This window comes from Streptomyces sp. NPDC107528, from assembly GCF_055639295.1.
Map to the genome: position 1 here is coordinate 314994 of NZ_JBVKAV010000013.1, position 21610 is coordinate 336603.

The window sequence follows — 21610 nt, forward strand, 5'->3', positions numbered from 1 at the left end:
GGCCGAAGCGGGGGCCTGGCGGCGGCAGCCCCCAGAGGCGGGACCGCAGCCGACGTCCACCCTCAACGCCCGCCAACCCCCACGGGGCGGCACGGCAAAGCTTCCGCAGGTACAGTGCGGGGACCAGCAGAACCCCAGCGTGAGGCCCCGTACGTGTTGACCCAGACCACCTCACGGGTGCTCGAACCGAGCGACCTGGACGCCGCGCTCGCCGTGCTCGACCGCGAGCCGGTCGCGAACGCCTTCGTGACGTCCCGCGTCCAGATCGCCGGCCTCGACCCGTGGCGCCTCGGCGGCGAGATGTGGGGCTGGTACGAGGGCGGCATGCTCACCTCCCTGTGCTACGCGGGCGCCAACCTCGTCCCGATCTGCGCGGGTCCACGCGCGGTACGGGCCTTCGCCGACCGGGCCCGGCGGGCGGGCCGCCGCTGCTCCTCCATCGTCGGCCCCGCCGAGTCGACCGCCCAGCTGTGGCGCCTGCTGGAACCCAGCTGGGGCCCGGCCCGGGACGTCCGTGCCCACCAGCCCCTCATGATCACCGACCGCATGGCGACCGACATCACCCCGGATCCGTACGTCCGCCGCATCCGCAAGGACGAGATGGAGACGATCATGCCGGCGTGCGTGGCGATGTTCACCGAGGAGGTCGGCGTCTCCCCGCTGGCCGGCGACGGCGGCCTCCTCTACCAGGCCCGGGTCGCCGAACTCGTGGGCTCCGGCCGCTCCTTCGCCCGCCTCGACCACACCGGCAAGGTCGTCTTCAAGGCCGAGATCGGCGCCGCCACGAACAGGGCCTGCCAGATCCAGGGCGTCTGGGTGGCCCCCGAGTACCGGGGCCAGGGCCTGGCGGCCCCCGGCATGGCAGCGGTACTGCGCTACGCCCTGGCCGATGTGGCCCCGGTGGTGAGCCTCTACGTGAACGACTTCAACACGGCGGCGAGACGGACGTACCACAGGGTGGGCTTCCAGGAGGTCGGCGCCTTCATGAGCGTCCTGTTCTGACGACGTTCCCTGCGAGGGACCGCGCTGCAACGCCCCCAGGGGCGCGGGGCCCTGTCGATGTGCGGCTCCGCCGCGTGGGCGCCGGCAACCACGGATGCCGCACCCGGAATTCAGCGCGAACCCCCCTGTAGGCTCCCCACATGCGCCTTCCCGGTCACGCACACCGCCGCCAACCAGACGACATCGTGATCGGCCCCCTGGACCTCGCCACCCACGTCGACGAAGCCCTCGCAGTCCAAGCCGTGGCGTTCGGCCTCGGCCCCGACGAGGTGGCCGTTCGCCGCCAGATCGTCCTGCGCCACATGACCTACCCGGGCGCAAGGGCCCTCGGTGCCACCAGCGGCGGGCGCCTCATCGGATTCGTCTACGGCATGCCGAACGACCGCACCCACTGGTGGTCCACCATCGTGGAGCCCTACCTGCGGGCCCCGGGCTACGACGACTGGCTCGACAACTCCTTCGTCATCACGGAACTCCACGTCCACCCGGGCTACCAGAACCGCGGCGTCGGCCGCCGTCTGATCACCACGATCACGGACGGCGCCCTCGAACCCCGCTCGATCCTCTCGGCGATCGACGTGGAAAGCCCCGCCCGCGGCCTCTACCGCTCCCTCGGCTATCAGGACCTCGCCCGCCAGGTCCTCTTCCCCAGCGCCCCGAAGCCGTACGCCGTGATGGGCGCCCCGCTCCCGCTCCGCCGCCGTTAACCGATTTCCACCGCCCCGTCCCGCCCGGCTAACCTCCTGCCATAACCCTTACGCAGCAGGAGTACGGAAACCATGGCGAACGCACCGGTCCAGCGCATGTCCCAGTTGATGGCGAAGACGCTGCGCGACGACCCGGCGGACGCCGAGGTCCTCAGTCACAAGCTGCTCGTCCGCGCCGGCTACGTCCGCCGCACCGCGGCCGGCATCTGGTCGTGGCTGCCCCTCGGCAAGCGGGTCCTCGCCAACGTCGAGCGCATCGTCCGCGAGGAGATGGACGCCATCGGCGCCCAGGAAGTGCTGCTCCCCGCCCTGCTGCCGCGTGAGCCGTACGACGCGACGGGCCGCTGGGACGAGTACGGCCAGGAGCTGTTCCGCCTCAAGGACCGCAAGGGCGGCGACTACCTGCTCGGTCCGACCCACGAGGAGATCTTCACGCTGCTGGTGAAGGACCAGGCGTCCTCCTACAAGGACCTGCCGGTCATCCTCTACCAGATCCAGCACAAGTACCGCGACGAGGCCCGCCCGCGGGCCGGCATCCTGCGCGGCCGTGAGTTCCTGATGAAGGACTCGTACTCCTTCGACACCGACGACGAGGGCCTCGGCCAGTCCTACGCCCTGCACCGCCAGGCCTACCAGCGCGTCTTCGAGCGCCTCGGCCTCGACTACCGCATCTGCGCCGCCACCGCCGGTGCCATGGGCGGCTCGAAGTCCGAGGAGTTCCTCGCCCCGGCCGAGGCCGGCGAGGACACCTTCGCCGACTGCCCGAACTGCGACTTCGCGGCGAACACCGAAGCCATCACGTACGAGCTGAAGTCGGTGGACGCCGGCGACGTGCCCGCCCTCGAAGAGATCCCGACCCCCGACACCCCCACCATCGAGACCCTCGCCGCCCACCTCGGCGTCCAGGCCGCCGACACCCTGAAGAACCTGCTCGTGAAGGTCGACGGCGAGATCGTCGCGGTCGGTGTCCCCGGTCACCGCGAGGTCGACATGGGCAAGGTCGAGGCGCACTTCGCCCCGGCCGTCGTCGAGATGGTCACCGAGGCGGACTTCGCCGGGCGCCCGGACCTGGTCCGCGGCTACGTCGGCCCGCAGGGCCTGGGCGAGAAGGTCAAGTACCTCGCCGACCCGCGCGTGGCCCCCGGCACCTCCTGGATCACCGGCGCCAACAAGGAGGGCACGCACGCGAAGAACGTCGTCGCGGGCCGTGACTTCGAGGTCGACGAGTACGTCGACGTCGTGGTCGTCCAGGAGGGCGACCCCTGCCCGAAGTGCGGCACCGGCCTCAAGCTCGACCGCGCCATCGAGATCGGCCACATCTTCCAGCTGGGCCGCAAGTACGCGGACGCGCTGAAGCTCGACGTCCTCGGCCAGAACGGCAAGCCGGTCCGCGTGACCATGGGCTCCTACGGCATCGGTGTCTCCCGCGCCGTCGCGGCCCTCGCCGAGCAGACCGCCGACGACAAGGGGCTGTGCTGGCCCGCCGAGGTCGCCCCGGCCGACGTGCACGTGGTCGCCGCCGGGAAGGCCCTGCAGACCGAACTCGCCCTTGACGTCTCCGAGAAGCTGTCCGCGGCCGGCCTGCGCGTCCTGTGCGACGACCGCGCGGGTGTCTCGCCGGGCGTGAAGTTCACGGACTCGGAGCTGATCGGCGTACCGCAGATCCTGGTGGCCGGCCGGCGCGCGGCCGAGGGCGTCGTCGAGCTCAAGGACCGCAGGACCGGCGAGCGCGAGGAACTGACGGTCGACGAGGCGATCGCCCGCCTCACCGCGTAAGGGCTCTCCGCAGAAGTCCCTCCGTGCGGCTCAAGGCGCCGCACGGAGGGACTTGTGCGCCCTTCCCGGAGTACCAGGAGCCGGCTCAGAGCCAGCCGGCGAACTCCAGCAACAACTCCGCGTCCTGGGCCCGCCCGACCCGCCGCGCCCGCACGCCCGACTCCACGGCCCGGAACAACGTCCAGCCCCGCAGCCGCTCCTGATCCACGTCCAGCGACTCCGCAAGCCGCTTGACCCGTCGCCGGGTCGTCGCAGCCCCCGACGGCGAGGCGATCAGATCCTCCACCCGGTCCCGCACCAACCGCGCCAGATCGAACGCGCACTCACCGATCACCGGGTCCGGCCCCACCGCAAGCCACGGCATCCGCTCCCCGGCCAGCACCTTGCTCTGCCGGAACGTCCCGTGCAGCAACCGCCGCTCGGGTGGCGCGGCCAGCAACTCCTCGCGGGCGGCGAGCGCGGCGTCGACCAATGAAGTCACCTCGGCATCGGCGGCCGCGGTCGCCCGCATCGCGTCGGCCTGCCGACCGGTCCGCTCGGCGACCGTCTCGAAGGGGTGATCGCCGGGCGGCTCGACCCACAGCCGCCGCAGCGTCCCCGCCGCTTCCAGCAGCGCCTTCGCCTCGGGCAACGACCGCACCGACACATCCGGATGCAGCCGCTCCAGCAACAGCACACCCTCGACAGCGGGCTCGTCGAGCAGTTGCACGGCCCCCACGCCTCCCCAGTGCGCCAGCGCCGCCCGCTCGCTCTGCGGACGGGCCCGCGGCGGGGCCAGCTTCAGCACGGCCGGGGTTCCGTCAGCGCGCCGCACCAGTACCACCAGGCTGCTGCGCCCGCCCGGCATCTGCACCCGCTCAACGGTCAACTCGCGTAGCGCGACGGCCTGGTGGGCCGCCTCCGGCAGCTTCACCAACCAGTCGTCACCGTCCGGTGCCGTCTCACCGAGCGCCTTGACCAGACGCTGCGGCGGTTCGAAAGCCATGCGCGAGTAGTTCCCTTCAGATGCGGGTCATGCCGAGGGCATCGGCGAGGCGGACGTCGTGGCCGCCCGCTCGGCGAGCCCAGGGAAGGCTACGCTCTCGCCCCGCCAGCGCACCGCCCGCACCGCCGCCTCCCGCAGCGCCTCGGCCGCGGTACCCCGCAGCTCACCCTCGGCCGCCCGCACCAGGTCGGAGTACACCGCGGCCATCCGGTCCTCAAGACCGGCGGCGAACCGCACGGCCGAGGGTGCGTCCGACACCGGGAACGGCAGCGCGTACGCGGGGCTCGCGGCGACCGGCTCGGAACCGAGGTCGCGCACCTCGCGCGCCAGCGCGTCCCGCCGCGCCCGGTGCGCGTCGTAGGCCGCGCGGGCCTGAGAGCGCCGCTCCTGGCTGATCCGGCCGCCGACGACGCCGTACCCGTACACCGCCGCGTGCTCGGCGGCGAGCGCCGCCTGCAGGGCCTTCAGCTGCTCCTTCTTGCCGGACTCGCTCACTTGGCCCCCTCGTTCAGCAGATACGCGTGTGCCGCCCCCGCCGCGGCCACCGAGGCCAGCAGCCGCGCCAGTTCGCCCGGTACGTCCAGCAACGCCTTGGCCCGCCGGTCCGCGAGCGCCCGTTCCGCGGCGGCGAGCTCGGCGAGGGCCGCCCGCTCGTCGAGGGGCACGGCGGCCGACGGCGACCCGGAAGGCGCCGGCGAAGCGGAAGACGCCGGCGACCCGGAGGGCGACGCGCTGTCCGATGCCTTTCGGCCACCCTCGAACGCCTCCACATGCCTTACGGCCGCCGCCCGCAACGGCCCCAGCAGTTCCGTCAGCACGGGATGGGCGGCGAGCACCGCGTCGTAGCGCTCGACCAGCCCCTCGCTGTCCCCGGCCGCACGCGCGCGTGCCCGCTCGGCGACCGACGGGCTGCCGCTGGTGCCGCCGTCCGAGTCGTCGGAGCCGGAGGAGCAGCCCACCAGCAGCGCGGCTCCGGCGGCCGAGGCGAGCAGGGTTCTTCTGCGCGGTCCTGACGCGGAGCGCGGCGGCGGGGGGTACGGCACGGCAGACGTCCTCGGGGAACTTGTACGGAAGGCGGCTGTGAAAGCGGTTACACACGACAGCGGGCCGCAGGCCCGTGATCACCGTACCCGCGCAAGCGGACGGCACCACTCATCGGCACCGCTCGTGCGCAGGTGGACGGCAACAGTCCTCGCGACCCGATACCCTTTGACCAGACACGCGACCCATCCCACAACAGCACACGCGGCCGAGGAGTCACCCGGATGAGCACCACCCAGAGCGAGAGGCTGCGAGAACTACTGGAACCGCTCGTCAGCTCTCAGGGCCTGGACCTCGAAGAGATCGCAGTGGACTCCGTCGGACGCAAGCGTGTGCTGCGCGTCGTCGTGGACTCGGACACCGGTGCCGACCTGGACCGGATCGCCGATGTGAGCCGCGCGCTCTCGGCGAAGCTCGACGAGACGGACGCGATGGGCGAGGGGGAGTACACCCTCGAGGTCGGAACCCCCGGCGCGGAGCGCCCCCTCACGGAACACCGGCACTACGTGCGCGCCGTCGACCGGCTCGTGAAGTTCCAACTGGCCGAGGGCGGCGAGCTGGTGGCCCGGATCCTGGACGTCGACGACGAGGGCCTCGACCTCGAAGTGCCGGGAGTGAAGGGCCGCAAGGCCACCTCCCGCAGACTCGGCTTCGCGGACATCGACAAGGCGCGCGTGCAGGTCGAGTTCAATCGCAAGGACAACAAGGACGAGAAGGAAGAGGAGGCGTAGCCGTGGACATCGACATGAGCGCCCTGCGGGGCTTGGTACGGGAGAAGGAGATCTCCTTCGACCTGCTGGTCGAGGCGATCGAGTCGGCCCTCCTCATCGCCTACCACCGCACCGATGGAAGCCGCCGCCACGCGCGCGTGGAGCTGAACCGGGAGACCGGCCATGTGACCGTGTGGGCGAAGGAGGACCCCGAGGACCTCGAGGAGGGCCAGGAGGCCCGCGAGTTCGACGACACCCCGTCCGGCTTCGGCCGTATCGCCGCCACCACCGCCAAGCAGGTCATCCTGCAGCGGCTGCGCGACGCCGAGGACGACGCGACGCTCGGCGAGTACGCCGGCCGCGAGGGCGACATCGTCACCGGCGTGGTCCAGCAGGGCCGCGACCCGAAGAACGTCCTCGTGGACATCGGCAAGCTGGAGGCCATCCTGCCGGTGCAGGAGCAGGTCCCGGGCGAGACGTATCCGCACGGCATGCGCATCCGGTCGTACGTCGTACGAGTGGCCAAGGGCGTCCGCGGCCCGTCCGTGACCCTCTCGCGCACGCACCCGAACCTGGTGAAGAAGCTCTTCGCCCTGGAGGTGCCGGAGATCGCCGACGGATCCGTCGAGATCGCCGCCATCGCCCGCGAGGCCGGTCACCGCACGAAGATCGCCGTCCGGTCCACCCGCAGCGGCCTGAACGCCAAGGGTGCCTGCATCGGCCCCATGGGCGGGCGGGTGCGCAATGTCATGGGCGAGCTGAACGGCGAGAAGATCGACATCGTCGACTGGTCGGACGACCCGGCCGAGATGGTGGCGAACGCGCTGTCGCCGGCCCGGGTCTCCAAGGTGGAGGTCGTGGACATGGCGGCCCGCTCCGCGCGCGTGACGGTGCCCGACTACCAGCTGTCACTGGCGATCGGCAAGGAAGGGCAGAACGCCCGGCTTGCGGCCCGGCTGACCGGCTGGCGGATCGACATCCGGCCGGACACCGAGCAGGCCGGGGAATAGATCCAGGCCGCAGGTCGCTCAGATCACGTCACGTTATCGCCCGGCAACTGTTCGAATCCCGCCCCAAAGGGGTGAGGTCGCTACGGGGAGGTAGACTTAAGAGTGTCTGGCCGGACACGCGTCCGCGCATGCCCTGAACGCACCTGTGTGGGGTGCCGGGAGCGAGCGGCCAAGGCTGATCTGCTGCGGATCGTGGCGATCAAGGGCGAGTGCGCCCCTGATCCTCGCGGTACGCTGCCCGGCCGGGGTGCGTACGTACACCCCGCTCTGGTCTGTCTTGACCAGGCGGTGCGCCGCCGGGCGTTCACGCGGGCGTTGCGCGCCCCGGGAGCGCTCGACACAAAGGCGTTGCGCCGATACGTCGAGCAGACAACAGTTGCTGAGCAGGCAACACCGTAAGAAGCGTCGTGCGGAACCCCCGCGCGGCCCAGGTACCCCGCGAGTTGGAAGTAGGTCGAGATTGCGATGAGCACTCGATGAGCACGCGATGAGTACGCCCATGAAGTAGCGACGGTCCGGACGCAACCCGGACCTAAAAGGAGCGAAGTGGCTAAGGTCCGGGTATACGAACTCGCCAAGGAGTTCGGGGTTGAGAGCAAGGTCGTCATGGCCAAGCTCCAAGAACTCGGTGAATTCGTCCGTTCGGCGTCTTCGACCATCGAAGCGCCCGTTGTCCGCAAACTGACGGACGCCCTCCAGCAGGGCAACGGAGGCGGTAAGTCCGCCCCCGCCCGCAAGGCTGCCCCGGCGAAGCCGGCAGCCCCCTCTCCCGCGCAGGCCGCCCGTCCGGCCGCCCCGCGCCCGCCGGCCCCCAAGCCGGCCGCTGCCGAGAAGCCCGCGGCTCCCGCCGCCCCGGCTGCTCCCGGCCCCCGTCCCACCCCGGGCCCGAAGCCCGCGCCGCGGCCCGCCCCGGCGTCCCCGGCTCCGACCGCGCCCGAGTTCACGGCGCCTCCGGCGGCTCCTGCCGCCCCCGCCGCCTCTCAGGGTCAGTCCCAGGGCCAGGCCCAGGGTTCCAGCCCGCGTCCGGGCGCCCCGCGTCCGGCCGGCCAGGCGCCGCGCCCCGGCGCTCCGCGTCCGGGTGGCCCGGGCCAGGGTGGCCAGGGCCGTGGTGAGCGCGGCGACCGCGGCGACCGCGGCGACCGTCCCGGCGCTCCGCGTCCGGGTGGCGGCGCCCAGCGTCCCGGCGGTCGTCCGGCCGGTCCCCGTCCGGGCAACAACCCGTTCACCTCTGGTGGCTCCACCGGCATGGCGCGCCCGCAGGCGCCCCGTCCGGGCGGCGCCCCGCGTCCGGGCGGCGCCGGTGCTCCCGGTGGTGCCCCGCGTCCGCAGGGCCAGGGCCAGGGCGGTCCCCGTCCCCAGGCTCCGGGCGGCGCACGTCCCACGCCGGGCGGCATGCCCCGTCCGCAGGGCGGCGGCGCGCGTCCCGGCGGCGGCCCCGGCGGTCCTCGTCCCGGTGGCGGCGGCCCCGGCGGCCCGCGTCCCAACCCCGGCATGATGCCGCAGCGTCCTGCTGCCGGCCCGCGTCCCGGCGGCGGTGGCCCCGGTGGCCGCGGTCCCGGTGGCGGCGGTCGTCCCGGTGGCGGCGGCGGTCGCCCGGGTGGCGGCGGCGGCTTCGCCGGTCGTCCCGGTGGCGGCGGTGGCGGCGGCTTCGCCGGTCGTCCCGGCGGTCCCGGTGGCGGCGGTGGCGGTTTCGCCGGTCGTCCCGGTGGTCCCGGCGGTGGCGGCGGTGGCCGTCCCGGCTTCGGTGGTCGTCCCGGCGGTCCCGGTGGCCGTGGTGGCACGCAGGGTGCCTTCGGTCGTCCCGGCGGTCCCGCTCGTCGTGGCCGTAAGTCGAAGCGGCAGAGGCGCCAGGAGTACGAGGCCATGCAGGCCCCGTCGGTCGGCGGCGTGATGCTGCCTCGCGGCAACGGACAGACCGTCCGCCTGTCGCGCGGTGCTTCCCTCACCGACTTCGCGGAGAAGATCAACGCCAACCCGGCGTCGCTCGTCGCCGTGATGATGAACCTCGGCGAGATGGTCACTGCCACGCAGTCCGTCTCCGACGAGACCCTCCAGCTGCTCGCCGGCGAGATGAACTACGTCGTCGAGATCGTCAGCCCGGAGGAGGAGGACCGCGAGCTGCTCGAGTCCTTCGACATCGAGTTCGGCGAGGACGAGGGCGGCGAGGAATTCCTCATGCCGCGTCCGCCGGTCGTGACCGTCATGGGTCACGTCGACCACGGTAAGACCCGACTGCTGGACACGATCCGCAAGACGAACGTCGTCGCGGGCGAGGCCGGCGGTATCACGCAGCACATCGGTGCGTACCAGGTCGCCACCCAGGTCAACGACGAAGAGCGCAGGATCACCTTCATCGACACCCCGGGTCACGAGGCGTTCACCGCCATGCGTGCCCGTGGTGCGAAGTCGACCGACATCGCGATCCTGGTCGTCGCGGCCAACGACGGCGTCATGCCGCAGACGGTCGAGGCGCTCAACCACGCCAAGGCGGCCGACGTCCCGATCGTCGTCGCGGTCAACAAGATCGACGTCGAGGGCGCGGACCCGACCAAGGTGCGCGGTCAGCTGACCGAGTACGGCCTGGTGGCCGAGGAGTACGGCGGCGACACGATGTTCGTCGACATCTCCGCCAAGCAGGGCCTCAACATCGAGAGCCTGCTGGAGGCCGTGGTCCTCACCGCGGACGCCTCGCTCGACCTGCGGGCCAACCCGGAGCAGGACGCGCAGGGTATTGCGATCGAGTCCCACCTCGACCGCGGCCGCGGTGCCGTCTCGACGGTCCTGGTCCAGCGCGGCACGCTGCGCATCGGCGACACGATGGTGGTCGGCGACGCGTACGGCCGTGTCCGGGCGATGCTCGACGACAACGGCAACAACGTCGAGGAAGCGGGTCCGTCGACCCCCGTCCTGGTCCTGGGTCTCACCAACGTCCCGGGCGCCGGCGACAACTTCCTCGTCGTCGACGAGGACCGCACGGCGCGTCAGATCGCCGAGAAGCGCGCGGCGCGTGAGCGCAACGCCAACTTCGCCCGCCGGGGTGTCCGGTTCTCCCTGGAGAACCTGGACGAGGCCCTCAAGGCCGGTCTGGTGCAGGAACTCAACCTCATCATCAAGGGCGACGCGTCCGGTTCGGTGGAGGCTCTCGAGTCCTCGCTGCTCCAGCTCGACGTCGGCGAAGAGGTCGACATCCGCGTCCTGCACCGCGGTGTGGGTGCGGTCACCGAGTCGGACATCGACCTGGCGACCGGCTCCGACGCCATCGTCATCGGCTTCAACGTCCGCGCTGCGGGCCGCGCGGCGCAGATGGCGGAGCGCGAGGGCGTCGACGTCCGGTACTACTCGGTGATCTACCAGGCCATCGAGGAGATCGAGGCGGCCCTCAAGGGCATGCTCAAGCCGGAGTACGAGGAGGTCGAGCTCGGCACGGCGGAGATCCGCGAGGTCTTCAAGTCGTCCAAGCTGGGCAACATCGCCGGTGTCCTGGTCCGCTCGGGCGAGGTCAAGCGCAACACCAAGGCGCGCCTCGTCCGCGACGGCAAGGTCATCGCGGAGAGCCTCAACATCTCCGGTCTGCGTCGCTTCAAGGACGACGTCACCGAGATCCGCGAAGGGTTCGAGGGCGGTATCAACCTCGGCAACTTCAACGACATCAAGGTCGACGACGTCATCGCGACGTACGAGATGCGCGAGAAGCCGCGGGCGTAACAGCCGACGGTTTGTGCTGGCCGGCGGGACTTCGGTTCCGTCGGCCAGCGCGCCGTTTGCCGACCTGCATCGAAGGCGGACGGCGACGGTCCACGGAGCGTAATATCCGTCGATCGTCCCGACCCCTTCGTTGTACGGTTCTGATGTCCCTGCCCCACGGATGGCAGGGCCATCGATCCCGTACCGGCGGGTGAACCGGTTACACACATGTATGTGGGGACGCTGTCCTTCGACCTCCTCCTCGGCGACGTACGGTCGCTGAAGGAGAAGCGCTCCGTCGTCCGCCCGATCGTCGCCGAACTCCAGCGCAAGTACGCGGTGAGTGCGGCCGAGGTGGACCACATGGACCTCCACCGGCGGGCCGGGATCGGCCTCGCCGTGGTGTCCGGCGACGCCGGGCATCTCGCCGACGTACTGGACCGGTGTGAACGGCTGGTCGCCGGCCGTCCGGAAGTGGAACTGCTGTCGGTACGGCGGCGTTTCCTCGGTGACCACGACGACTGACGACCATCAGCCAAAGAACGCAGAAGAAGAAAGAACGGGAGACGGACCAGTGGCCGACAACGCGCGGGCGAAAAAGCTGGCGGACCTCATCCGAGAGGTGGTGGCCCAGAAGCTGCAGCGCGGGATCAAGGACCCGCGGCTCGGCTCGCACGTCACCATCACGGACACCCGCGTCACGGGTGACCTGCGGGAGGCGACGGTCTTCTACACGGTGTACGGGGACGACGAGGAGCGGGCGGCCGCCGCCGCCGGACTGGAGAGCGCCAAGGGCGTGCTCCGCTCGGCCGTGGGAGCGGCCGCGGGTGTGAAGTTCACGCCGACCCTCACCTTCGTCGCCGACGCCCTCCCGGACACCGCCCGGACCATCGAGGACCTCCTCGACAAGGCCCGGCAGTCCGACGAGAAGGTGCGCGAGGTGTCCGCGGGCGCGAAGTACGCCGGTGAGGCCGACCCGTACCGCAAGCCGGGTGCCGACGACGAGTCGGACGCTGCCGAGACGGACGGCGACACCGCGGAATGACGCAGAAGCACACCACGCCCGACGGCCTTGTCATCGTCGACAAGCCGTCGGGCTTCACTTCGCACGACGTGGTCGCCAAGATGCGCGGCATCGCCCGCACCCGCCGCGTCGGGCACGCCGGCACCCTCGACCCCATGGCGACGGGCGTCCTCGTCCTCGGCGTCGAGAAGGCGACCAAGCTGCTCGGTCACCTGGCCCTGACCGAGAAGGAGTACCTGGGCACCGTCCGCCTCGGCCAGACCACGATCACCGACGACGCCGAGGGCGACATCACGGCGTCGGCCGACGCCTCGAAGGTCACCCGCGAGGCCATCGACGCCGGGATCGCCAAGCTGACCGGCGACATCATGCAGGTCCCCTCCAAGGTCAGCGCCATCAAGATCGACGGCGTGCGCTCCTACAAGCGGGCGCGCGACGGCGAGGACTTCGAGATCCCGGCGCGGCCGGTCACCGTCTCGTCCTTCTCGGTCCACGACGTGCGCGACGCCGTCGCCGACGACGGCACCGCCGTCCTCGACCTGGTCGTGTCGGTCGTCTGCTCCTCGGGCACCTACATCCGCGCCCTGGCCCGCGACCTCGGCGCCGACCTGGGCGTCGGCGGCCACCTCACGGCACTGCGCCGCACCCGCGTCGGCCCGTACAAGCTGGACTCCGCCAAGACGCTGGAGCAGCTGCAGCAGGAGCTGACGGTGATGCCGATCGCCGAGGCCGCCACGGCCGCGTTCCCGCGCTGGGACGTCGACGCCAGACGCGCCCGGCTGCTGACGAACGGGGTCCGCCTCGACATGCCCGACGAGTACGCGGGCGCCGGCCCCGTGGCCGTCTTCGCCCCCGAGGGCCGCTTCCTCGCGCTCGTGGAGCAGCACAAGGGCAAGGCCAAGAGCCTGGCCGTCTTCGGCTGAGGCGCCCGGCTCACGGGCGCCGCCTGCCGGTGTTCTGCCCGTGGAGCGGCGGTCACGGGGTAGTCCTCTGCCCGCCGCTCCACGGTCCCCCTCGGTTCCCCCACCCCTAGGGTGTATCCAACGACCCCTGCCCGTTCACCCGTCCGTGCAGGCGCTCGGAGTGAACCGAGGGAGCGGAAGGGGGCGCGTTCGCCGAGCGATCTTTCCCGCTGATCACTTCGCGCCTACCGTCGAAAGAACAGGGCGTGGGCGCATGGGCGTGTGGACGCACGGCGGGGAGGTTCGACCATGGCGGGACGAGGCCCGGGGGCGGGCGGCGACCGCCGGACGGCGGAGGGGACGCGGTCGGCGGAAGACGCGTGGCACACGCGTCAGGCCATGCGCGGCGTTCGGGACCTGGGGGAGGCATCGGGTCCCTGGAGCACCTCGGACGACTTGCCCGGCATCGGCCTGACCGGGACGGACGTCGGCACCCGAGGCCCGGACGACAGCGGGTCCTGCTCCGGCGAACGCCGGGACGGCGCCGGGTTGGGCGCCCGCCCTCGTGACGAAGCCCTGGTCCGCATTCATGACGCGGCCGGTCGGCCCCGCGGCCTCGGGTTCGTGGCCGACCACCACGGCACGGTCGTCACCAGCCACGAGGTCGTCGACGGTTCGGCCGGGCTGGTGCTGTACTCCGCCGAGGGCGACCGGAGCTGTGCGGTGGATGCGACCGCGGTGACCCTGTTGCCCGCCCTGGACCTGGCTCTCGTACGCACCGAGGGGCTGGGCGTGGAGCCGTTGCCGGTGACCGTGCTGGATCAGATCGAGACCGGCGCGTACGTCCGGATCGCCGCCGGGGGCTGGCGGGAAGCCCGGGTGCTGGGCGCCGTGGCAGTGACGTACACGGCGACGGACCGCCTCCATCTCCTCGACGGCGCCCTGGAGTTGGCGATCGGCACGGCCGGCCGGGACGCGATGCGGCTGGGCGGAGGGGCGGCGGGTGGACCCGTGCTCGACGCCGGGACCGGCGCCGTCGTGGGCGTTCTCGGCACGGCACTGCAGTCCGGCCACCGCGACGCCGTCTTCGCGGTACCGCTGCTCCAGCAGGGTCTCGGCCGCGCTCGGGCAGGGGCTACGGGCGTCCCGTCCGACGGCCCGCTGGCCGAGCTGCTCGCCGAGAACGCGGCGACGGTGCCGGCGTACGGGGCCGACCTCAACCTGGCGGGCGTACTGGAGCTGACGGCCACATCGGTCGGGCAGGACGGTCCTGCCGGGGCGCCGGCGGGCCATGCGGGCCGGGAGGGCGCCGGGGGAGCGGGGGCGATGCCGGTCGAACGGGCCTCGACGGCGAGGGAGTTCAGCGCCTTCGCCGAGAGCAGGGCCTCCGTACTGGGCCTGGTCGGGCGTCCCGGCAGCGGCCGTACGACGGAACTCGCGGCCCTGGCAGCCCGCCGCGGTCGCGGCGCGCAACCGGCTCCCACGCTGTGGCTGCGCGGCGCCGACCTGAGGGGCGACGACACCTCCGTGGCCGACGCGGCGCGGCGGGCGCTGAACCGGGCGGCCCGCATCGTGGCGGCGTCGGCGTCGGTGTCGGCATCTGCATCGGTGTCGGCATCTGCATCGGTATGGGCATCGGCGTCGGTATCGGCGACCGTGGCCGGCCAGTACTCCGCCGACCCCGGCATCCTGGGCGACACGAGCCCCGAACGGCTGGCCCGGCTCGCTCGCGCCACCGGCCGCCCCCTCCTGCTCCTCCTGGACAGCCCCGAGGAGATGCCCCCCGTCCTCGCCCACGGCCTCAGGGAGTGGACCGACGGCACGGCGCAGTGGCTGCGGGAGACGGGGGCCCGGCTGGTGGTGGCGTGTCGGGCGGAGTACTGGGAGGGGGCGGGCGCCGAGTTCCCGGAGGAGTTGCTGTACGGCTCGGGTGAGCGGTCGGAGCGCGGGACGTCCGGGCGGTTTCCGCCGTGCGTACGGCTCGACGACCTCACCCCTGACGAGGCCCACCGGGCCCGCGCCGGCTACGGCATCCCGGACGGCGTTCTCGCCGCACCCGATGTCCGGCACCCCCTCACGCTCCGCCTCCTCTCCGAGGTGCGCGCCGCCCTGCCCGACGCCCCCGCCGTCCCGGTCGACCGCGACGACGTCCTCTCCGCCCACCTCGACCTCATGTGCCTGCGCATCGCCGTCCGCCTGGCGGTCGAGAACGGCCTGCGCGGCACCGCCGTACGCCGCCTGGCCGCCAAGGTCTCCGGCCAGGTCCACGAGGCCGCCCGCCGCAGCCTCGGGCCGGGCCAGGGGGAGCTGGACCGGGAGTCGTTCGAGGCGGTGTTCCCCTGGGGGCCCGCCCCCGCGCGGCTCGGCGGCGCCACCGGCTGGGCCTCCGCCGTCCTCACCGAGGGCCTCCTCGTCCCGGCCGGCAACGGCTATCGCTTCGCCCACGAGGAAGTCGCCGACTGGATCCAGGGCATGCACCTCGACCTGGACGAGGCCCTGTACGCCCTGGTCCACCGGAGCCGAACCCACCCCGACGCCGCGCACCCCCTCCCCGTACCGCACCACCGCATCGGCCCCGTCGTCCAAGCCCTCCTGCTGCTCCCACGGCACCACGGACACCATCAACTCGCCCTCCGGCTTGAGGAGTTGGCCGATGCGCTGGATGCCGACCGGCACTGCTGGTGGGCCGCCCGGCTCATCACCGAGACCCTGCTGCGCGTCCCGGACGCGACGCCGTACCAGGACGTACTGCGCCTCCTCACCGACCGGATCGTCGCCCGGCGCGGGCGCGACCTCGCCGTGCCGCCCGAGTTCGGCCCCGGCTTCTGGACCGCGCTGCCGCTCCCGGACGGGGAGCGCCTCGACCTGTTGCGCCGCCTCGTCCTCGCCGACGGCCCGCCGAGCGACGCCGAGGAGGCGCTCGACCCCGGGCAACCCCGGCACCCCCGGTACCTGGACGCGGTGGCCCGGCTCCTCGCCGCCGACCCCGCTGCCGTACAACCCCACCTCACCCGCTGGTTCGACGACGACCGCCCGCTGCCCGCGACGCCCCACGCGACCGTCGCCCACGCCGCCCAGGCACTGCTGCACACGCACCGCCACCGCGCCCTCGACGACCTCACCGAAACGCTCGTCGACAGCGCACACCGCAAAGCCGACGAACTCCTCGCCGTACTGTCCGAGGAGGAACCGTCCGCGATCTGCCGGGCCGTCGACCGCTGGGCGCACGACGAGCGGCCCGGGCGACGCGTCGCGGCGGCGGCGTACGGACAGCGCGTCGCGCCTCATGTGCGCACCGAGGCCGACCGCGAGCTGCTCCGCTATGCCGCCCTCGCCCTGCTCGCCCGGCCCGACGACTGCACCCTGCACGGCAGCGCGCTCGCCGTCCTCGTACGGGACCCACGCACGCGTGCCCTCCACCTGCCGCAGGCGCTGGCGCACTTCGCGGCAGCCGACCCGCGGTTCCCGCCGGGCGCCCTGGTCGCCGCCCTCGCGACCCACCCCGAACAGGTCCTCGAAGCCTTCCGGGCGCGGCTGTGCCGACCCGACGCCGAAGAGGCGCTGCGCACCCTCGCCGACGTCACCACACCGGACCTCGCCCGCCGGGTCGCCACCCTCCTGCGGGAAGCGGTCCAGTGGTGCCCCGAGACCGCAGCGGACGTGGCCGCTTACGTCGACCGGCGCCTTGAGCACGGCCCCAGTTCCCGCGCCGTCCTCTTCCCGCTGGTCACCAACCTGCTGGACGGCGGCACGGAAGGGGTGCGGGTCGCCCTGGCCGCCGTACTCGCCACTCCCGGCACGTCCGACTCGCGGACCCTGCGGCGCGAGCTCCTGGACTTCCTCCTCGCCAACGAACACGCCCCGGCCGTCCTCGACGCCCTCCTGCACGCCAGCGTCCGGTGCCGCGGCGACCGCCCGGGCGACGGTCTGCGCGACCTCGTCCACCACATCGGCATGCTCCTGGTCCGCACCCAGGACGGCGCAGCCCGTTTCGACCGGGGCCTGGTCGACCTGGGGCGCCGCGTCCCCGGCTTCGCCGCCCAGGTCGCGGCGTGGCTGACCGACACCCCGCAGGACTGGACGGCGGTGGTGGGCCCGAGCACCCGCCGGATGATCGAGAACCTGGCAGGCGTCCGAGTCCCCGCATGAATCCCGCGTTGGCACGTGCAGCCGGTCACAGCACCCATGCCGATGCGGGCCACAAGGGCCCGGCATGGCACCCTTAGACCTGCGTAAGACCGTATGAGCGAAGACGGACACCGGTTCGACGACTTTGCGACAAGGAGCAGGCACAGTGCAGCGCTGGCGTGGCTTGGAGGACATCCCCCAGGACTGGGGGCGCAGCGTCGTCACCATCGGCTCCTACGACGGAGTCCACCGCGGGCACCAGCTGATCATCCGGCATGCCGTGGACCGCGCGCGTGAGCTGGGCGTCCCCGCGGTCGTCGTCACCTTCGACCCGCACCCCAGCGAGGTCGTCCGCCCCGGCAGCCACCCGCCCCTGCTCGCCCCGCACCACCGCCGCGCCGACCTCATGGCCGAGCTGGGCGTGGACGCGGTCCTGATCCTCCCCTTCACGACCGAGTTCTCGAAGCTGTCGCCGGCCGACTTCGTCGTCAAGGTCCTGGTCGACAAACTGCACGCCAAGGCGGTCGCCGAGGGCCCGAACTTCCGCTTCGGCCACCGCGCCGCGGGCAACGTCGAGTTCCTCGCCGAGCAGGGCAAGATCTACGACTACGAGGTCGAGGTCGTCGACCTGTACGTGACCGGCGAGGCCGGCGGCGGCGAGCCCTTCTCCTCCACTCTGACCCGGCGGCTGGTCGCCCAGGGCGACGTCGAGGGCGCCGCCGAGATCCTGGGCCGCCCGCACCGCGTCGAGGGCGTGGTCGTGCGTGGGGCACAGCGCGGCCGGGAGCTGGGCTTCCCCACCGCCAACGTGGAGACCCTGCCGCACACCGCCATCCCCGCCGACGGCGTCTACGCGGGCTGGCTGCACGCCCAGGGCGAGGTGATGCCGGCGGCCATCTCCGTCGGCACGAACCCGCAGTTCGACGGGACCGAGCGCACGGTGGAGGCGTACGCGATCGACCGCGTCGGCCTGGACCTGTACGGCCTGCACGTCGCCGTCGACTTCCTCGCCTTCGTCCGCGGCCAGGCGAAGTTCGAGTCGCTGGACGGCCTGCTGGAGCAGATGGCCGAGGACGTCAAGCGCTGCCGTGAGCTGGTGGCGGCCGCCGAGTAGCCACTAGCCAGTCCTACGACGCCGAAGGGCGGCCGGTACCTCAGGGGTACCGGCCGCCCTTCGTTGCGCATGGGCTACTGCTGCGTCCAGCCGGGCGGTACGGCGCCCTGCTGCGGCTGCTGACCCTGCTGCGGGTCCTGCTGCGGCGGCGCCTGCTGCTGCCAGCCCTGGCCCGGCGCGGGCTGCTGCGGGGGCTGCCCCCAGCCCTGACCCGGCTGCGGGGCACCGCCCTGCTGGGGGTACTGCTGCTGGGGCTGCTGCTGCGGGGGCGGGTAGCCGCCCTGCTGCGGGTGCTGCTGGTGCTGCTGGTACTGCATGTTCGGGTTGCCGAAGCCCTGCTGCGTGCGCGCGATGTCCTCGGCGATGAGCGCGGCGAGGTCGAAGTAGGCCTCGCGGGTCTTGGGACGCATCATGTCGAGGTCCACCTCGGCGCCCGCCGACAGGTGCTCGTCGAAGGGGATCACGACGACACCGCGGCAGCGGGTCTCGAAGTGCGCGACGATGTCCTCCACCTTGATCATCTTGCCCGTCTCGCGGACTCCCGAGATCACGGTGACCGACCGCTGGACCAGATCGGCGAACCCGTTCGCCGACAGCCAGTCGAGCGTGGTCGAGGCGCTGCTCGCGCCGTCCACCGAGGGCGTGGAGATGATGATCAACTGGTCGGCCAGGTCCAGCACGCCGCGCATCGCGCTGTAGAGCAGACCGGTACCCGAGTCCGTGAGGATGATCGGGTACTGCCGCCCCAGCACGTCGAGCGCGCTGCGGTAGTCCTGGTCGTTGAAGGTGGTGGAGACCGCCGGGTCCACGTCGTTGGCGATGATCTCCAGGCCCGAGGGCGCCTGCGAGGTGAAGCGGCGGATGTCCATGTAGCTGTTGAGCTGCGGGATCGCCTGCACCAGGTCACGGATCGTCGCGCCCGTCTCGCGCCGCACGCGCCGCCCGAGTGTGCCGGCGTCCGGGTTGGCGTCGATCGCCAGGATCTTGTCCTGCCGCTCGGTGGCGAGGGTGGCGCCCAGAGACATGGTCGTCGTGGTCTTGCCGACACCGCCCTTGAGGCTGATCACCGCGATCCGGTAGCAGGACATCACCGGCGTACGGATCAGACCCAGCTTCCGCTCCCGCTCCGCCTGCTCCTTCTTCGCACCGAGCTTGAAGCGGGACGGACCCTGGTTGTTCTTGCGGGCCTTGGGCTGGTTGCGCAGCAGTCGGTCCGAGGACAGCTCCACCGCGGCGTTGTAGCCGAGCGGGGTGCCGGGCGCGGCTTGCTGCTGCTGCGGAGCGCCGGGGCCGGCCTGGGGTCCGGGCGGGGCGCTCCAGCCCTGGTTGCCCTGGTTGCCCGGCTGGCCGTAGGCGGCGGGATTCTGCTGCGGCTGCGGCTGCTGCGGGGCCTGCTGCTCGGGCTGGGCCGGGGGCTGCTGCGGCCCGGGCTGTTGGGGCTGGGCTGCCTGCGGGTAGCCGTAGCCGCCCTGCTGGGGCGGGTAGCCGTAGCCGGGCTGCGCGGGGTGTTGCGGCTGCTGCGGGTAGCCGTATCCGTCGGCCTGCGGTTGCGGTTGGGGCTGCGCGGGCTGCGGCTGGCCCGGCTGCGGCTGGCCTGCGTGCGGGGGCTGCTGCGGGTAGCCGTAACCGGCGGCCTGCGGGTGACCGGGATGCGGCTGTCCGGGCTGGTGTGCCTGCCGCGGGTCGGCGGGGGCGGGCTGTCCGCCCTGCGCCGGGTATCCGGGCTGGGCCTGCGGCTGGGCCGGGCCGAACGAGCCCTGCGCGGGGGGCTGGTGCGGAGGCTGACCTGAGTGGCCGGGCTGACCGGGGTGGCCGGCCTGGTCCGGGAGCGGCTGGGCGGCCGGGGCCTGGGGGTAGCCGTAGCCGGCGGCCTGCGCAGCGGCGGCGGCCTGCTGGTCCGGCTGTCCGGACTGCGGCGGCATTCCCGGGGCGGGCTGCGCGGGCGTGAATCCCTGGGGCAGCGGAGGGAGCGCCTGGTTGGGGTGGGGCTGGGCCTGCGGCTGCTCCGGGGCCTGGCCGGTGGGCTGGGCCTGCGGCGGCACGGGGGGCTGGCCGGTCGGCTGCGCCTGGGGCTGCTGTACCGGAGCCGCAGGCTGCTGTGCGGGAGCGGTGGGCGCGGGTGCGGCGGCCTGTGCCTCGGCCTCTGCGTCCGGCTCCGCTTCCGGCGTCGCCGGGGGCTCGTGCTGGGGCGCGGCCTGGGTGGGGGAGTCGGCGTCGGCCTGGACGTGCTCCGGCTCGTCGCCCTGAGCGACGGGCGCGGATCCGGTGGAGTCCGCCGACTCCGCCTCGTCGGTCCGCTCCTCGTCCGCCTCTACGTCGTCGTCGGCATCGCCGAACAGGCGCGCGGCCTCGGCGTCCGCGGCGGCGTGGTTGAGCTCGGCCTCCGGCTCCGCCACGGGCTCCGCCACCGGCTGTGCGGGAGCGGGCTGCTCGGGTGCGGGGTGCTCGGGTACGGGGGCCGCCGGGACGCCTGCCGCCGGGGACGGTCCGCCCTGGGCGTCGGTGTCGACCGGACGCAGCACGGGGAAGCCGGGGGCGCCGGGGGGCGGGGCGGGCGTGTGCTGCGGGGGCGCGGTGGGCGGCTGGGCAGGCGTCGGAGACTGAGGTGCGGCGGCGGGGGGCTGGGCAGGCGTGTGCTGTTGGGGCACGCCGAATCCGCCGGACGTGTCCTGGCCTTGCTGCGGGACGCCGAAGCCTCCCGAGGTGTCCTGGCCCTGACCCTGCTGGGGTACGCCGAATCCGCCGGAGGTGTCCTGGCCTTGGCCCTGCTGGGGTACGCCGAACCCGCCGGAGGTGTCCTGGCCTTGGCCCTGCTGGGGCGCACCGGCGCCTGACTGCTGGGGGTAGCCGTATCCGCCGGCTGCGGGGCCACCCGGCGCGGACTGCTGTGGGGGCACACCGAAGCCACCCGACGTGTCCTGGCCCTGACCTTGCTGGGGTACGCCGAACCCGCCGGAGGTGTCCTGGCCTTGGCCCTGCTGGGGCGCACCGGCGCCTGTCTGCTGGGGGTAGCCGTATCCGCCGGCCGCGGGGCCACCCGGGGCGGACTGCTGCTGCGGAAAGCCGTAGCCACCCGTGGCGGGGCCGCCCTGCTGGTGCGGGTCGGGCGTGCCCTGAGCCGGAGTCTGCTGGGCGGGCTGGACCGGCTGAGCGGGCGGCTGAGGGGTGCCCTGGGCCGGTGGCTGCGCCGGTCCGGGAGCGTAGGGAGCGGGACCGCCGGGCGGACCGCTGGGCGATCCGACGGGCGCACCGGTCGGCGGTGGTGGCGATGGCGGACCGGAATCCTGCTGGCCACCGGCCGAGGAACCGCTTTGCGTACTTTGGGCGTACCAGGCGGGAGGTGTGTAGACGATTTCGAACTCGCCGGTGAGATCCACCTCGTGATCGTCCCCGTCCGAGGAAGGGCTCCCGCCGTTGTACTCGGACCGATCCCTGTTCACTGCTTGCCTCCTGGTCAGCCACTGCTGCTGAGCTGGTCGTCGTCGCGGCCGGGCGGACCGAGTGGCGAGTCCCACTCGACTGCGATC

Annotated in this window: 16 protein-coding genes; 12 read left to right on the forward strand and 4 right to left on the reverse strand. The window is 72.8% G+C overall.

Annotated features, from left to right (window positions below):
- Positions 1–153: 153 nt before the first annotated feature.
- From ACZ7L5_RS36625 to ACZ7L5_RS36635, 3 genes are all read left to right on the forward strand, one after another.
- Positions 154–1002 (forward strand): GNAT family N-acetyltransferase, encoded by an 849-nt coding sequence (locus tag ACZ7L5_RS36625; protein ID WP_471522469.1) that lies wholly within the window; start codon positions 154–156, stop codon positions 1000–1002.
- A 140-nt stretch (positions 1003–1142) separates the two neighbouring features.
- A complete protein-coding gene (locus ACZ7L5_RS36630; protein ID WP_328878880.1) occupies positions 1143–1709 on the forward strand; it encodes a GNAT family N-acetyltransferase in 567 nt (188 codons plus the stop codon).
- 72 nt (positions 1710–1781) lie between these two features.
- Complete coding sequence (locus ACZ7L5_RS36635; RefSeq protein ID WP_328878879.1) at positions 1782–3485, forward strand: proline--tRNA ligase; 1704 nt, start codon at positions 1782–1784, stop codon at positions 3483–3485.
- A gap of 85 nt (positions 3486–3570) precedes the next feature.
- Here the strand turns inward: ACZ7L5_RS36635 and ACZ7L5_RS36640 are convergent, their stop codons facing one another.
- From ACZ7L5_RS36640 to ACZ7L5_RS36650, 3 genes are read right to left on the reverse strand one after another with little or no spacing between them, the layout of a single operon-like run.
- Entirely contained in the window at positions 3571–4470 is a 900-nt protein-coding gene (locus ACZ7L5_RS36640) for an aminoglycoside phosphotransferase family protein (protein WP_471522472.1), read from the reverse strand.
- A gap of 27 nt (positions 4471–4497) precedes the next feature.
- A complete protein-coding gene (locus ACZ7L5_RS36645) occupies positions 4498–4965 on the reverse strand; it encodes a ferritin-like domain-containing protein (RefSeq protein WP_471522474.1) in 468 nt (155 codons plus the stop codon).
- Positions 4962–5513: a hypothetical protein gene (locus ACZ7L5_RS36650; protein WP_471522476.1), complete on the reverse strand. Its 552-nt coding sequence runs from the start codon at positions 5511–5513 to the stop codon at positions 4962–4964. Before ACZ7L5_RS36650 ends, ACZ7L5_RS36645 begins: the two co-directional genes overlap by 4 nt.
- A gap of 222 nt (positions 5514–5735) precedes the next feature.
- On the opposite strand from ACZ7L5_RS36650, the gene rimP reads away from it, so the two are divergent.
- The 9 genes from rimP to ACZ7L5_RS36695 all read left to right on the forward strand — a co-directional run bounded on the left by rimP (position 5736) and on the right by ACZ7L5_RS36695 (position 18083).
- Complete coding sequence (gene rimP / locus ACZ7L5_RS36655) at positions 5736–6242, forward strand: ribosome maturation factor RimP (RefSeq protein ID WP_328878875.1); 507 nt, start codon at positions 5736–5738, stop codon at positions 6240–6242.
- Between the two features lie 2 nt (positions 6243–6244).
- Entirely contained in the window at positions 6245–7231 is a 987-nt protein-coding gene (gene nusA / locus ACZ7L5_RS36660; RefSeq protein ID WP_328878874.1) for a transcription termination factor NusA, read from the forward strand.
- A gap of 102 nt (positions 7232–7333) precedes the next feature.
- On the forward strand, positions 7334–7630 hold the full coding sequence (locus tag ACZ7L5_RS36665; RefSeq protein WP_471522478.1) for a YlxR family protein: 297 nt from the start codon (positions 7334–7336) through the stop codon (positions 7628–7630).
- Positions 7631–7777: 147 nt separating this feature from the next.
- A complete protein-coding gene (infB, locus tag ACZ7L5_RS36670; RefSeq protein WP_471522480.1) occupies positions 7778–10936 on the forward strand; it encodes a translation initiation factor IF-2 in 3159 nt (1052 codons plus the stop codon).
- 207 nt (positions 10937–11143) lie between these two features.
- Complete coding sequence (locus ACZ7L5_RS36675; RefSeq protein WP_471522482.1) at positions 11144–11440, forward strand: DUF503 domain-containing protein; 297 nt, start codon at positions 11144–11146, stop codon at positions 11438–11440.
- A 49-nt stretch (positions 11441–11489) separates the two neighbouring features.
- Positions 11490–11960 (forward strand): 30S ribosome-binding factor RbfA, encoded by a 471-nt coding sequence (rbfA, locus tag ACZ7L5_RS36680; RefSeq protein WP_328878870.1) that lies wholly within the window; start codon positions 11490–11492, stop codon positions 11958–11960.
- Positions 11957–12862, forward strand: a complete 906-nt coding sequence (gene truB, locus ACZ7L5_RS36685; RefSeq protein ID WP_471522484.1) for a tRNA pseudouridine(55) synthase TruB — start codon at positions 11957–11959, stop codon at positions 12860–12862. The genes rbfA and truB overlap by 4 nt, the downstream gene beginning before the upstream one ends.
- Positions 12863–13150: 288 nt before the next feature.
- The gene (locus ACZ7L5_RS36690) at positions 13151–16990 is read left to right on the forward strand and encodes a trypsin-like peptidase domain-containing protein (protein ID WP_471522486.1); all 3840 of its coding nucleotides are present in this window, start codon (positions 13151–13153) and stop codon (positions 16988–16990) included.
- Positions 16991–17135: 145 nt separating this feature from the next.
- A complete protein-coding gene (locus tag ACZ7L5_RS36695) occupies positions 17136–18083 on the forward strand; it encodes a bifunctional riboflavin kinase/FAD synthetase (RefSeq protein WP_471522488.1) in 948 nt (315 codons plus the stop codon).
- 74 nt (positions 18084–18157) lie between these two features.
- Here the strand turns inward: ACZ7L5_RS36695 and ACZ7L5_RS36700 are convergent, their stop codons facing one another.
- Positions 18158–21523 (reverse strand): SCO5717 family growth-regulating ATPase, encoded by a 3366-nt coding sequence (locus ACZ7L5_RS36700; protein ID WP_471522490.1) that lies wholly within the window; start codon positions 21521–21523, stop codon positions 18158–18160.
- Positions 21524–21610 lie beyond the last annotated feature (87 nt).